Origin of the sequence: Rhodoferax sp., assembly GCF_012927445.1 — a bacterium.
GTDB lineage: Bacteria > Pseudomonadota > Gammaproteobacteria > Burkholderiales > Burkholderiaceae_C > Rhodoferax.
This window is the reverse complement of sequence record NZ_JABBPD010000004.1, coordinates 364,279-377,701: the sequence shown is the minus strand read 5'-3', so window position 1 is coordinate 377,701 and position 13,423 is coordinate 364,279. Positions and strand designations below refer to the sequence as shown.

Here is a 13,423-nt window from a genome sequence, read left to right as displayed (position 1 = left end):
GAGTCAGAGCAGGTTCCGTTTGATGGTTGATGTTTTTTAACCATTGACGGAGCAGTCGCAGTCCCTGCGGCGCTCGCGTGTGAGTAAATACATGACTGACGCTATTCAAGCGACGGGCGAATCATCGCTTGTCGAAAATTTTTCCAATGACACCGCCGAGATGACGCCAAACGTTATCCAGGCAACCGAGACTGCGCAAGCCGTTGAGGCGATTGAAGCGGTTGAAGAGGCTCCTAACGGCTTTTTGGCCCTTGGCTTGGCCCCTGAACTGATCCAGGCTGTGAAAGACCTGGGCTTCACCCAGCCGACCACGGTCCAGTTGAAAACCATTCCTCTTGCCATGCAAGGTCATGGTGCTGCTGATGAGTCGGCACGTTTTATCGATTTGATGGTTTCCAGCCAGACCGGCAGTGGCAAGACCGCCGCTTTTCTGTTGCCCGTGTTGCACACCCTGCTGACACAAATGGCGGATGCCGAAGCCAAAGAGAAATCTGATTTTGAGCAATCGGTCGCCGATGCCGTTGCCAAAGGCGAAGCACCTCCGAAGCGTGCCAAGCGTAAAGATCCGACCAATCCGCGTCATTTCGCACCGGCTGCCCCCGGCGCTCTGATCGTTTGCCCGACCCGTGAGTTGGCCCAGCAAGTTGCCCATGACGCCATCGATCTGGTGCAGCATTGCCGCGGCCTGCGCGTTGCCAACATCGTGGGTGGCATGCCTTACCAGTTGCAAATTGCCAAGCTGCAAAATGCCAACCTCGTGGTGGCCACACCCGGCCGTTTGCTGGATCTGCAACGCTCCATGCAAATCAAGCTCGATCAGGTTCAATTCCTGGTGGTTGACGAAGCCGACCGTATGCTGGATCTGGGCTTCTCCGATGACCTCGCTGACATCAATCAGCTGACCATCCAACGCAAGCAAACCATGATGTTCAGTGCTACGTTTGCACCGCGCATTCAGCAGTTGGCGTCACGCGTCATGCGCGATCCACAAAAACTGCAAATCGATTCGCCACAAGAAAAACACGCCAACATCAGCCAGAAACTGTTCTGGGCCGACAACGCGCAACACAAGCGCAAATTGCTGGACCACTGGTTGCGTGATACCACCATCAACCAGGCGATTGTTTTTGCCAGCACCCAAATCGAGTGCGACGGCTTGGCCAATGACCTGCAACAAGAAGGCTTCTCCGCCGTGGCCTTGCACGGTGCTTTGAGCCAAGGCTTGCGTAACCGTCGTTTGATGGCGCTGCGTCAAGGTCAGGTGCAAATTCTGGTTGCAACTGACGTGGCTGCCCGCGGTATCGACGTGCCGACCGTGACTCACGTGTTCAACTTCGGTTTGCCGATGAAGGCCGAGGATTACACCCACCGCATTGGCCGTACCGGTCGCGCCGGGCGTGACGGTATTGCCGTGACCTTTGCCGAGTTCCGCGATCGTCGCAAGATCATGGACATTGAATTTCACAGCCATCACCAGTTCAAGGGTGAGACCATTCCGGGTATGGAGCCACAACAGCGGTTCCCTGACTCACGCCCCAACAGTTTCGGTGGCGGTGGCGGCGGCCGTGGCGGAAACGACAACCATTCCCGCGGCGGCAATTTTGGCGGCGGTGGTGGCGGTGGCCGTTCCGGTGGTTTCGGTGCCAGCCGTGGCGGCTTCAATGACCGCAACACTGGCGCTCCTCGTGACGCGGGCGGTGGTGGTTATCAAAACAATGGCGGCGGCGGATTCGGTGGACAACCTGAAGGTCGCAGCTACGAACGCAAGGGCGGTTTTAACGACCGTTTTGCTGGTGCCCGCAATGAAGCACCCGCACCCCGTGGTGATTTCGGCGCCCGTGACGGCGGCGCTCCGCGCGGTGATTTCGGTGCACCACGTGGCGACTTTGGTGCGCCTCGTGGAGACTTCGGTGCTCGCAAGCCCGCATTTGGCAAGCCTTCATTTGCCAAGCCCGGCAACGGTGGCAAAGTTTTCGTGCCACGTGACGCGAAAAAATGGCCAGCCAAGACAGATCGCTGATTGAACTGAATGTATAAAAAGCCCGCAAGTTGCAAAACTTGCGGGCTTTTTTGCCTCTGCGAGACGACATTAAGTGGGTTCGCTACGTTGTTCAGTTGACTCGGGCAGGTCTGAGTCCTGACTTCTGCCGTTAAATTCTGCTGAAGCATGCAAATGCTCGAATTAATTGAGAGAGTGCCAATTAATTCAATTAGGTTCATGCGAACTGATTTGACTTTAATTGTGTTTACATGTGGCTGAGTTTTTCCTAAGCTTATGGCTCATTGCGCTCGCTTTCTCGGCATCGTTTTTATTCGCCAGTTCTGAATGAAAACACAGTTGTTCATTGCGAGTTGGCGCATGGGTTAATCAGTCACACAAAGGAGTTCAACATGGTCACTATCCCTGTCTTGGTTCGTAACCTCACCCTTGCTGTTGCTGGCGCTGTGCTCGGGGCCAGCACGGTTTTGGCCGCGAACACCGGTGTTCTGGCCGACGCGCAGGCACGCTACCGGCAGGATATGGCGGCTTGCAACAAAGGAAATTCAAACCAGGATCTGGCCACGTGCCGTCTGGAAGCTAAAAACGCCTTGGCCGAAGCCAGGCGCGGCAGCCTGAACGATGCCCCCGGCCAGTATCAGCAGAATGCATTGAAACGCTGCGAGACCCACAAAGGGGAGGACCGTGCTGATTGTGAAGCGCGCATGCGCGGTCAGGGCAGCGTTGAAGGCAGCGCCGCCAGTGGCGGACTATTACGCGAAAGCGTCACGATAGAACCCGGCAAATAATACCAAGGAATTAGGTTCCGGCACCCGTCCGTCGGGGCGGGAACGCCATTGAACCCGAGCGGGGCCCGCAGGGAAAAATGTGGCGCCCATAGCGCCCAAGTGCTACCTATAATCGCCTCCAGATCAACAACCGGCCAACCTTATGGACTCAGACAGTTCTCGGCCTCCTGGTGTTTTGATGCGCGCACAGACACCTAAGTTCTAAACGCTTGTCAGACTCGGCACGGAGGCAAACACGCATCGTGCCTGGCAAGCGAAGCGCAAGTCGGGGGCTCCTGCCCTTGCTGCAATTTCACTCCGGGTTTTCGAATTGACGCTCAGATGAGCGCGGCAATCGTCGCATCCCTTTGTGCGGCGTAGAGTGAAGTAGCCATGGTAAATAATAAAACAGCCCAAAATTTTGTTCGTCGACTGGGGCCAGGCCTTATCACCGGGGCGGCAGACGATGACCCAAGCGGCATTGCCACATACTCGCAGGCGGGTTCCCAGTTTCGGTTTGGCCTGGTTTGGACGCTGCTAATCACGACTCCCCTCATGATTGGCATCCAGATGCTGTCAGCACGTATTGGCTGGGTGACTGGAGAAGGCCTTGCGGCAAATATCAACAAGATGTTTCCACGGTGGTTGACCACAACGTTGGTGGGCCTGTTGGTGGTCGCCAACACCATCAATATCGCCGCGGATGTTGGTGCCATGGCCGAGGCGGTGCGATTGCTGGTCGGGGGGCCCTTGGCCCTGTATGTGGTTGGCTTTGGGGTCTTGTGCATTGCGACGCAGGTGTTTTTTTCTTACGAGCGCACGGTTCGTATCCTGAAGTGGCTCACATTGGCTTTGTTTGCCTATGTGGCCGTGATTCTGACTGTGAACGTTCCATGGCGCCAGGCCATCTCCGAATCGTTGCATCCCTGGTCGTTTTTCCCGATAGGGGTCTCACTCAAGGATTACACCGCGATGGTGGTTGCGGTGCTGGGGACCACCATCAGCCCCTACTTGTTCTTCTGGCAAGCTGCGCAAGAGGTGGAAGATAACAATCGCCGACCGGAGTCGCAAGCGCTGCGACTGCACCAAGAGTACGCCGCTGAGCATCTGACCCGCATCAAGCAGGACACGTATGTCGGGATGACGTTCTCTAACGTCATTGCCCTGTGCATCGTCCTGGCCACTGCGGTGACCCTGAATATGCAGGGCATCACTGACATTCAGACTTCCTCCCAAGCGGCGGAAGCCCTCCGGCCGGTCGCAGGCGAATTTGCGTTTGCGGTTTTTGCGCTAGGAATCATTGGTACGGGTCTTCTTGCCGTTCCGGTGCTGGCCGGTTCTGCGGCCTATGCCGTGAGCGAACTCTACGGCTGGAAGGCCAGCCTCTCCCATGAGTTCCACGAAGCGAAGGGCTTCTATCTCATCATCATCGCCGCCACGGGTATTGGTACGGTCATGGGCTTCCTGGAAGTTGACCCCATTAAGGCACTGGTTTGGAGCGCCATTGTCAACGGAGTTATTTCGGTGCCAATCATGGCCGCGCTGATGTGGATTGGACAGTCGGAGCGCTTGATGGGGCAATACACCATTAGCCCGCGTCATCGTTTCTTCGGCTGGGCCGCCACTGTGGTCATGGCGGTTGCGGTGATGTTGATGTTTGCGACGAGTTTCTGATTCGCGTGTCTTTGGCAATTGGGTGCCACTCAACTTCAGGGCCCCTTTGTCGTGCGACTGTCCGTATCGGAGTGTTACGACGCGTACCCCAGTACGGCGAAGAAGTGACAGCCGCTGCCTGCCGCAACAAAGGCATGCCACACCGCATGCGAGTAGCGAATCCGGGTGTCGAGCACGAAAAAAACGACGCCAATGGTGTACGCAAGTCCGCCGGCAACCAGCAGCAGGACGACGGGCAACGGCACGCGCTCGACGAGCGGCACGGCCGCAATGAGTACGAGCCAACCCATAACAAGGTACAGGCCCGTCGAGAGCCAGGGATGGGTCAGACGGTCAAAAGCTTTGAGCGTGACACCCACGGCCGCAAGCACCCAAATCAGGCTAAAAAGTGTCTTGCCCCATGCGTTGCCACCCAGTGCGCCCAGCGCAAATGGGGTGTAGCTGCCGGCAATAAATAGATAGATTGCACCGTAATCGAGCTTCAGGAAAATGCGCTTTGCACGGCCAACCGGCAGTGCGTGGTACAGCGTCGAGGTCAAATACAGCAATACCAAGGTTGCTGCAAAAATGATGTCGCCGATAAAGCTATAGGCGTTGATGGGATTTGCCGAAGCGATTAAAAACGGCACGGCACAGATGGCCGCAAGAAGCGCGACACCGTGACTCACGCTATTGGCGATTTCTTCGCCCAAGCTTTGCTGACGCTCTGTCATGTCGCGCATTGTTGCACGGACGCCGTCGTGCCACTCGTTAAGTGGATGAATCGCGTTGTGGGATTCAAACGGCGTCACTTGCAGTTGTTATATTGGAGCCTCCCTGACCGTCAGGGCGACTCACCAGGGTCTTGGTATGACCCTGGACCAACATCTCATCAAGGAATCCATGGTCGCTGCATACAAGCCACAAATTACGCCAATCTCTTATGACGGTATTGACAGCAATACCCCTTCAGGGGAGTTGCCTGAACTCCTGGACCGGCTTGAAGAACGTGGCGGTTACGACCCACGGACCGGTAAATTGACGCCGTTCAAGAACCTCACCAATGATTTTGATGAGAGTTTGATTAACCAAATGCTTGACAGCATGACCGCCGCTGTAGAAGCGGGACTGGGGACACCTGCAACCTTTTTTCATGACTTCTTTGCAACCGAAAAAGATGTGCAAAACTTTGCTGATGCGCTTGATGACTATTCCGAGGAAGGAACATTCTGGGTCAATGACCGGCACTTCAATGCGTTCCTCCGTGCGGCGCATGCAGACGAAGAAAATGCCGTGACTTACGGTGCGATAGCCGACCGCATTCGCGAGTTATTTGATATTGAGCGTGAACAAGCCAAAAAATCTGTAAAAAACGCAGCCAAGAAAACCAAGTAATTTAGGTTTCATAAAACTTCGTTTCTGAAGATCGCGGGTAGTGCGCCACATGGCGCTTTTGCCAAAGATGGGCCGACTCCTCGTGCGCAATTTTTTGGTTCTCGGGTCAGATCAACTCATGGCCTGTCATGGCCTCGATTCACCCGCAACAGCCATAGCGCCGATAAAGACAAGTTTGACCGCCAGCCAAGTCGATATTACGATTAACCAGGATTTCCACTTGGTCCGCTGCACATTTAGCGTGTTTTCAGCAAGCGTAAATACAACAGCGCAAACCGCACCAAAAAATAGCCCAAACAGTGCCTGGTAAAGTTTTTGCAGTCCGAAATTGTCGAGGTCGTCCTCTATCGGTTGAAACATGCCAACGATTCCGCCGAATAGTAACCATCGTGCCAAATAGCCACGCCACCGTTTCCATAGGCCAGAGCCGACAGACGATTCATGTTTTCTGGTTGTTGTTGATGACGGCATGCGCTAGCTTCCTTAATACTATTTGAGGATTCTAGGCGCCAGAATGTTGCGCTTGGGCTGAACCGGACAGTGCGGCTGAGATATGAACAGGGGAGACCACCGGTAAGGGCGGGGTAAAAGCTGGGTGACGTACCTTTTCCCTGAGCACACAGTTTCGCGCGCGCAGAAATTTTCCCTATTCAAACGCATTCAAATCAGCAAACGACCAGACCCAGCCTTAAGCCGCTGGGTTTTTTATTGTCTGGTGCTGGTCGCTACATGAGCCGAAACTAGCAAGGGTTTGCTGCTACTTTCGTAGCGGCAAACCCTTGTTGGTATTGGTGGGATGTGCGGGGGTCGAACCCACGACAAACGGATTAAAAGTCCGCTGCTCTACCAACTGAGCTAACATCCCAAATGCTGATTTAAGGCATCTATTCAGGCAGGTTGCCTACAAGGCAAACCAAAGCTACAAAGTAAAAAGCCTCTTGCTATCGTTTAAGTAGCAGTGAGGCTGATGCCTATAAGGCAAATAAGTGGTGGGTCCTGACAGATTCGAACTGTCGACCTACGGATTAAGAGTCCGCTGCTCTACCAACTGAGCTAAGAACCCACTTATAAAACTGTGCCGCGACATAGCTGGTTGCAATGAAATGGAGGCTATGAATTAATAGCGGTCGCTTTCAGATTGAAACCAATTTCTACTCAGGCAGCCTAAAATTATATCAGTTCTTTTTTCGCTGAAAGTCGTTTCCTAGGGCCGGTTCTGCGATCCAGCCCGCGTGATGAAGGGCGGTCAAATGGTGTCGCTGCCTTGCAATACCGCATTCGAATCTATGAGCAACAAGAGCGTCGATGCGATTCCTTTTCAGTGGCGAGGCTGCCGCGCAAGCCTATCTGTTGTCTTGACAAGCGGCCGTTCGGTCAGTTCATTAAATCGGGCAATAACGCGGTGAAGCGCTAACGAACGCGCGCTGAGGTCTTCCTCCTGATTTACATCAGCAGGTGCTCACCCGCGTTGTCGCCACCCAGCGTCACGTAGTTCACCTTGCGGATGTCCATTAGTTTTTTGCCGCCCGAGTAACTGATGGAGCTCTGCACATCTTGTTCCATCTCGATCAAGGTCTCAGCCAGCTTGCCTTTGATCGGCTCCAGAATGCGTTTGCCCTCGACGTGCTTGTATTCGCCCTTATTGAAGTCGCTGGCGGAGCCGTAGTATTCCTTGTACAGCTTGCCGTCTACCTCCACGGTCTGGCCGGGGCTTTCTTCGTGACCGGCGAGCAGGGAGCCAATCATCACCATCGTGGCGCCAAAGCGGATGGATTTGGCAATGTCGCCGTGTTCGCGGATACCGCCGTCGGCAATGATGGGCTTGGTTGCCACGCGGGCACACCACTTGACCGCGCTCAGTTGCCAGCCGCCCGTACCAAAACCGGTTTTGAGTTTGGTGATGCAGACCTTGCCCGGACCAATGCCCACCTTGGTGGCGTCAGCGCCCCAGTTTTCCAGATCAATCACCGCTTCCGGCGTCGCCACATTGCCGGCGATGACGAAGGCGGAAGGCATTTTTTCTTTCAGGTAGCCAATCATGTTTTTCACGCTGTCGGCGTGACCATGAGCGATGTCGATCGTGACGTATTCCGGGATCAGCCCGAGCGCCAGCAACTGGTCAACCGTGTCATAGTCCGGTTGCTTGACGCCGAGCGAGATCGACGCGTACAAGCCCTTGGCCTTCATCTCTTTGACGAATTGCACGTTATCCAGATCAAAGCGGTGCATCACATAAAAGTAGTCGTTTTGCGCCAGCCAGACACAAGTCGCCTCACTGACCACTGTCTTCATGTTGGCAGGCACGACAGGGATGCGAAAGCGGCGCGGGCCCAGCTCTACGCTGGCATCGCATTCCGAGCGGCTCTCCACGCGGCACTTGCGGGGCAGCAGAAGAATGTTGTCGTAGTCAAAAATTTCCATGGTCCGGACTCCTGCTTCAATTAAGTAGATAGAAGAGCACTTGGACTGGACCCGGTCTTTGTTTGCGCGGGCCAAAGGCGAGGGCAGAAACAAAAAACCGGGCCGCAATTGCTTGGGCCCGGTGATTGATTCTATCGAAGTTGTTTCGCCCGGCGCACAAACCGAGTCGCTGTACCTGGCGCTTCAGCCGGGGCTTTCTACAATACTTCCATGTTTTCAGAAATTTCCCAACAGAGCTCCCCGGATTCCCCGCTCCTGCACAATCTCAACCCGGAGCAACGTGCGGCGGTCACCTTGCCCGCCGAGCATGCGTTGATCCTGGCCGGGGCCGGCTCCGGCAAAACCCGGGTGCTGACCACCCGCATTGCCTGGCTGCTGCAGACCGGTCAGGTGACGCCCGGCGGCGTGCTGGCCGTGACCTTTACCAACAAGGCCGCCAAGGAATTGATGACGCGCCTGACCAGCATGTTGCCGGTCAATGTGCATGGCATGTGGATTGGCACCTTCCATGGCCTGTGCAACCGGTTTTTGCGCGCCCACTTCAAAATTGCCAATCTGCCACAAAGTTTTCAGATTCTGGACACGCAGGACCAGCTCTCCAGCATCAAGCGGCTGTACAAGCAGTTCAACGTGGATGACGAACGCTTTCCGGCGAAAAAGATGCAGCAGTTCATCGGCGGCTGCAAGGAAGACGGGCTGCGTGCCAATATGGTGGAAGTGCGCGACGAAGAGACCCGCAAGAAGGTCGAGATTTACCAGCTGTACGAAGAGCAGTGCCAGCGCGAAGGCGTGGTCGATTTTGGCGAGCTGATGCTGCGCAGTTTTGAAGTGCTGCGCGACAACGACCCGATTCGCGAGCACTACCAAAGGCGCTTTCGCCACATCCTGATCGACGAGTTTCAGGACACCAACAAACTGCAATACGCCTGGATAAAGATGCTGGCTGGCATCGGCGCGCACGGCTCGGCCGACGACGAGTTCAACCCGAGCGGCTGCGTGCTGGCGGTGGGCGACGATGACCAGAGCATCTACGCCTTTCGCGGCGCCCGCGTCGGCAACATGACCGACTTTGTGCGCGAGTTCAAGGTGCGTCACCAGATCAAGCTGGAGGAAAACTACCGCAGCGGCAGCAATATTCTGGACTCGGCCAATGAGCTGATCGGCCACAACACCAAGCGGCTGGGCAAGAACCTGCGCACGGCGCAAGGCCCGGGCGAACCGGTGCGGGTGTTTGAAGCGACGAGTGACTTTGCCGAGGCGCAGTGGATGGTGGACGAAATGCGCCAGCTGGTGCGGGAGGACGTGCCGCGCAAAGAAATCGCCGTGCTGTACCGCAGCAATGCGCAAAGCCGTGTCATTGAGACCGCCTTGTTCAACGCCGGCATGCCGTACAAGGTGTATGGCGGGCTGCGCTTTTTCGAGCGGGCTGAAATCAAGAATGCGCTGGCCTATTTGCGGCTGCTGGAGAACCCGCGCGACGACACCAGTTTCCTGCGCGCCGTGAATTTCCCGCCGCGCGGTATCGGTCTGCGCAGCCTGGAGCAGCTGCAAGACGTGGCGCGTGCGGCCGGTTGTGCGCTGAGTGACGCGGTGAGCGGCCTGGGCGGCAAAGCGGGCACCAACATCGGCGCCTTTCTGGCCGGCATTGACGTGTTGCGCGAGCAGACCCAGGGCATGAAGCTGAGTGAAATCGTCGAACGGGTGCTGGCCCACAGCGGGCTGCTTGCCCATTACAAGGCCGACCGCGAAGGCGCCGACCGGGTCGAAAATCTGGAAGAACTGGTCAATGCCGCTGCCAGCTTTGTCTCGCTGGAAAATTTCGGACGCGATGCCGCAGCGCGGCCGGTGGATGAACAGGGTCGTTCCTTGACCCAGTCGCCAGCCTCGCAGGGACTGGACTTCAGCCAGCCGCTGCCGGAAGAGCTGGCGCCCGATGCCGACACCGGCGAAACGCTGTCGCCGCTGGCCGCCTTTCTGTCGCACGCGGCGCTGGAGGCGGGCGACAATCAGGCGCAGGCCGGGCAGGATGCCATCCAGCTGATGACGGTGCATTCCAGCAAGGGCCTGGAATTTGACTGTGTTTTCATCACCGGCATGGAGGAGGGCTTGTTCCCGCATGAGAACTCGATGAGCGACCGTGATGGCCTGGAAGAAGAACGGCGTCTGTTGTACGTGGCGATTACCCGCGCCCGCAAGCGGCTGTACCTGAGCCATTCGCAAACCCGCATGCTGCACGGGCAGACGCGCTACAACCTGAAAAGCCGGTTTTTTGACGAGTTGCCCGAGTCCGCGTTGAAGTGGATCACGCCGAAAAACCAGGGCTTCGGTTCTGGATTTGCTACTAAATCAGGAGCTGGTTACGCAGATTACACGGGGGCTAGAGGCTCATTTGGCACTGATTATTCGAAATTGACCGCAGCCGCCCCGGTGCCGGCGCAGAAAGCGGCGCCCGGGCACGGCCTGCGCGCCGGCATGAAAGTGTTTCACGCCAAGTTCGGTGAAGGCACGGTGGTCACCCTCGAAGGCGTGGGCGACGACGCGCGGGCGCAAATCAACTTCCCGCGCCATGGCGTCAAGTGGCTGGCGCTGAGCGTGGCCAAGCTGACGCCGCTGCCCTGACGCGCCCGTCAGCGCAAGGCGGCCCGGCGCCGCGTTGACGCCTGTCAACGCCGGGCGGCGGACCCCGGGTGATGATGGATCTCAACGCCTTACGCTGAGGAGACTGTCATGCCCGCTGCCCCTTACATTCGCTGGTTTGGTGAGCTGTCGCTGGCCGACTTGCCGCTGGTCGGCGGCAAAAACGCCTCGCTGGGCGAGATGTTCCAGCAGCTCACGCCGCTGGGCGTGCGGGTGCCCGACGGCTTTGCCGTCACGGCGCCTGCTTACCGCGACGCGCTCACGGCTGCCAACGCCTGGCCCGAGCTGCATGGCCTGCTCGACCAGCTCGACAAAACCGATGTCAGCGCGTTGGCACGGGCCGGCACCCGGGCGCGCGAGATCGTCTACGGCGCAGCCATGCCAGCAGCGGTTGAGCAGCAACTGCGCGAGGCCTGGCGAGCGTTAAAAGCCGCCAGCGGCGAGGGCCTGAGCGTGGCGGTGCGCAGTTCGGCCACCGCCGAGGATTTGCCCAGCGCCAGCTTTGCCGGCCAGCACGATACCTACCTCAACATCCAGGGCGAGGAGATGCTGATTGATGCGGTCAAGCGCTGCCAGGCCTCGCTGTTCACCGACCGGGCCATCTCCTATCGCACCGACAACGGCTTTGACCATTTCAAGGTTTCGCTCTCGGTGGCCGTGATGCAGATGGTGCGCAGCGACCTGGCATCGGCGGGCGTTATGTTCACGATCGACACCGAGTCGGGCCATCCCGACATGGTGTTCATCACCGGCGCCTGGGGCCTGGGCGAAAACGTGGTGCAGGGCGCGGTCGATCCGGATGAGTTCTATGTGCACAAGCCGACCTACATCCAAGGCTTTCGCAGCGTGCTGCGCAAGACGCTGGGCGACAAGCAGGTGCAGATGGTCTACGCGCCGGGCCGCACGCGCGAGCCGGTTGTCAACCGCCCCACGCCGCGTGCGGATCGGCTGCGCTACTGCCTGAGCGATGCCGACGTGCTGGTGCTGGCCGATGCCGCCATCAAGATCGAGGAGCACTACAGCCGGCTGGCGGGCGAGCGCCGGGCGATGGACATCGAATGGGCCAAGAACGGGCCGGACGGCGAGCTCTTCATCGTGCAGGCGCGCCCGGAAACCGCGATCTCGCAGCGCAAGGCGTTGCAACTGGAGGAATATTTGCTGGACGGGGACGGCACCGGCACCGTGCGTGCCACCGGCCGCGCCGTGGGCGCCAAGGTGGCGACCGGGCGGGTGCGGTTGGTCACCGATGCGCGCCATTTGTCGGCGTTCCAGCCCGGCGAGGTGCTGGTGGCCGACACCACCACACCGGACTGGGAGCCGGTGATGAAGACGGCCGCCGCCATTGTCACCAACCGGGGCGGGCGCACCTGCCACGCGGCCATCGTCGCGCGCGAGCTGGGCATCCCGGCGGTGGTGGGCGCGGAACACGCCAGCGAGGTCTTGCGCGATGGTGAGATGGTCACGGTGTCCTGCGCCGAGGGGGCGGTGGGCAAGGTCTATGAGGGCGCAGTCGCCTTTCACAAGCAGGTCACCGATCTCACCGGCCTGAAGCGGCCGGCCACCGAGATCATGGTCAACCTCGGCAACCCCGAGCTCGCCTTCCAGGTCAGCCAGATGCCTTGCGATGGCGTTGGCCTGGCGCGCATGGAGTTCATCATCAACGAGCACATCAAGGTGCACCCGATGGCAGTGCTGCACCCCGAGCGCATCACGGACGCGGCCGAGCGCGCGCGTGTGCTCGCGCTGTCGGCCGGTTATGCCGATGGCGCCAGCTACTTCATCGAGCGGCTGGCCGAGGGCGTCGGCACGATTGCCGCGGCCTTCTACCCGCGTCCGGTGATCGTGCGGCTGTCGGACTTCAAGAGCAACGAGTACGCCGCGCTGATCGGCGGGCGTGATTTCGAGCCGCATGAAGAGAACCCGATGCTGGGTTTTCGGGGCGCGGCGCGCTACATCCATCCGGCCTATGCCGAAGGCTTTGCGCTGGAGTGCGCGGCCATGAAGCGGGTGCGCGAGGTGATGGGGCTGAGCAATCTGAAACTGATGGTGCCGTTTTGCCGCCGGTTAGAGGAGGCGCGCCGCGTGCTGGCGGCGATGGCCTCGCATGGCCTGCAGCGCGGCGAGAACGGCCTGGAGGTCTACGTGATGTGCGAGATTCCCAACAACGTGCTGTTGATCGATGAGTTTGCCGAGCTGTTCGACGGTTTCTCGATCGGCTCCAACGACTTGACGCAGCTGACCCTGGGGGTGGACCGCGACAGCGCCATCGTCGCCGAGTCGTTTGACGAGCAGGACCCCGGCATGCTGAAAATGCTCAAGCTGGCCGTGGAGGGCGCCCGGCGCAACCACCGGCATTCAGGCATCTGCGGCCAGGCTCCGAGCGACCACATCGAAGTGGCGCGCTACCTGGTGGAGTTGGGCATCGACAGCATCAGCCTGACGCCGGACCGCGTGTTGCGCACCATGCAGGCGGTGCATGAAATCGAAGTCGCGCAGGGCCGCCCTGGCCGTGCGGGATGATGAGTGAAAGCTGGCGCTCGACATGGCCGAT

The 13,423-nt window shown here is 58.4% G+C and carries 9 protein-coding genes and 2 tRNA genes; 6 read left to right on the top strand and 5 right to left on the bottom strand.

Annotated elements, in window-relative coordinates:
* Positions 1 to 91: 91 nt before the first annotated feature.
* The 3 genes from HHJ17_RS07300 (at position 92) to HHJ17_RS07290 (ending at position 4,440) form a co-directional block, all read left to right on the top strand.
* Entirely contained in the window at positions 92 to 2,020 is a 1,929-nt protein-coding gene (locus tag HHJ17_RS07300) for a DEAD/DEAH box helicase (RefSeq protein ID WP_296505400.1), read from the top strand.
* A 371-nt stretch (positions 2,021 to 2,391) separates the two neighbouring features.
* Positions 2,392 to 2,787, top strand: coding sequence for a hypothetical protein (locus HHJ17_RS07295; RefSeq protein WP_296501610.1), 396 nt, complete (start codon positions 2,392 to 2,394; stop codon positions 2,785 to 2,787).
* 372 nt (positions 2,788 to 3,159) lie between these two features.
* On the top strand, positions 3,160 to 4,440 hold the full coding sequence (locus HHJ17_RS07290) for an NRAMP family divalent metal transporter (RefSeq protein ID WP_296501611.1): 1,281 nt from the start codon (positions 3,160 to 3,162) through the stop codon (positions 4,438 to 4,440).
* Positions 4,441 to 4,514: 74 nt separating this feature from the next.
* Here the strand turns inward: HHJ17_RS07290 and HHJ17_RS07285 are convergent, their stop codons facing one another.
* Positions 4,515 to 5,162 carry a hemolysin III family protein gene (locus HHJ17_RS07285; RefSeq protein WP_296501723.1) on the bottom strand — a complete coding sequence of 216 codons (648 nt, stop codon included), beginning with the start codon at positions 5,160 to 5,162 and terminating at the stop codon, positions 4,515 to 4,517.
* Positions 5,163 to 5,289: 127 nt separating this feature from the next.
* Between HHJ17_RS07285 and HHJ17_RS07280 the strand changes: the two genes are divergently transcribed.
* Positions 5,290 to 5,814, top strand: coding sequence for a hypothetical protein (locus tag HHJ17_RS07280; protein ID WP_296501612.1), 525 nt, complete (start codon positions 5,290 to 5,292; stop codon positions 5,812 to 5,814).
* A gap of 126 nt (positions 5,815 to 5,940) precedes the next feature.
* On the opposite strand, the gene HHJ17_RS07275 is transcribed toward HHJ17_RS07280, so the two are convergent.
* The 4 genes from HHJ17_RS07275 to HHJ17_RS07260 all read right to left on the bottom strand — a co-directional run bounded on the left by HHJ17_RS07275 (position 5,941) and on the right by HHJ17_RS07260 (position 8,235).
* A complete protein-coding gene (locus tag HHJ17_RS07275; protein ID WP_296505399.1) occupies positions 5,941 to 6,174 on the bottom strand; it encodes a hypothetical protein in 234 nt (77 codons plus the stop codon).
* Positions 6,175 to 6,603: 429 nt separating this feature from the next.
* A tRNA-Lys gene (locus HHJ17_RS07270) sits at positions 6,604 to 6,679 on the bottom strand.
* A gap of 122 nt (positions 6,680 to 6,801) precedes the next feature.
* Positions 6,802 to 6,877, bottom strand: a tRNA-Lys gene (locus HHJ17_RS07265).
* 380 nt (positions 6,878 to 7,257) lie between these two features.
* Positions 7,258 to 8,235: a GMP reductase gene (locus HHJ17_RS07260; protein WP_296501614.1), complete on the bottom strand. Its 978-nt coding sequence runs from the start codon at positions 8,233 to 8,235 to the stop codon at positions 7,258 to 7,260.
* A gap of 210 nt (positions 8,236 to 8,445) precedes the next feature.
* On the opposite strand from HHJ17_RS07260, the gene HHJ17_RS07255 reads away from it, so the two are divergent.
* Positions 8,446 to 10,854 carry a UvrD-helicase domain-containing protein gene (locus HHJ17_RS07255; protein WP_296505397.1) on the top strand — a complete coding sequence of 803 codons (2,409 nt, stop codon included), beginning with the start codon at positions 8,446 to 8,448 and terminating at the stop codon, positions 10,852 to 10,854.
* A 108-nt stretch (positions 10,855 to 10,962) separates the two neighbouring features.
* A complete protein-coding gene (ppsA, locus tag HHJ17_RS07250) occupies positions 10,963 to 13,392 on the top strand; it encodes a phosphoenolpyruvate synthase (RefSeq protein ID WP_296505394.1) in 2,430 nt (809 codons plus the stop codon).
* The last annotated feature ends 31 nt before the right edge of the window (positions 13,393 to 13,423 follow it).

Bases quoted from the DNA above. Each gene is read 5' to 3' on its own strand.
- HHJ17_RS07280 (WP_296501612.1), top strand. From the start codon at position 5,290: ATGACCCTGGACCAACATCTCATCAAGGAATCCATGGTCGCTGCATAC.
- HHJ17_RS07260 (WP_296501614.1), bottom strand. From the start codon at position 8,235: ATGGAAATTTTTGACTACGACAACATTCTTCTGCTGCCCCGCAAGTGC.
- HHJ17_RS07290 (WP_296501611.1), top strand. From the start codon at position 3,160: ATGGTAAATAATAAAACAGCCCAAAATTTTGTTCGTCGACTGGGGCCA.
- HHJ17_RS07255 (WP_296505397.1), top strand. From the start codon at position 8,446: ATGTTTTCAGAAATTTCCCAACAGAGCTCCCCGGATTCCCCGCTCCTG.
- HHJ17_RS07300 (WP_296505400.1), top strand. From the start codon at position 92: ATGACTGACGCTATTCAAGCGACGGGCGAATCATCGCTTGTCGAAAAT.
- ppsA (WP_296505394.1), top strand. From the start codon at position 10,963: ATGCCCGCTGCCCCTTACATTCGCTGGTTTGGTGAGCTGTCGCTGGCC.
- HHJ17_RS07295 (WP_296501610.1), top strand. From the start codon at position 2,392: ATGGTCACTATCCCTGTCTTGGTTCGTAACCTCACCCTTGCTGTTGCT.
- HHJ17_RS07285 (WP_296501723.1), bottom strand. From the start codon at position 5,162: ATGCGCGACATGACAGAGCGTCAGCAAAGCTTGGGCGAAGAAATCGCC.
- HHJ17_RS07275 (WP_296505399.1), bottom strand. From the start codon at position 6,174: ATGTTTCAACCGATAGAGGACGACCTCGACAATTTCGGACTGCAAAAA.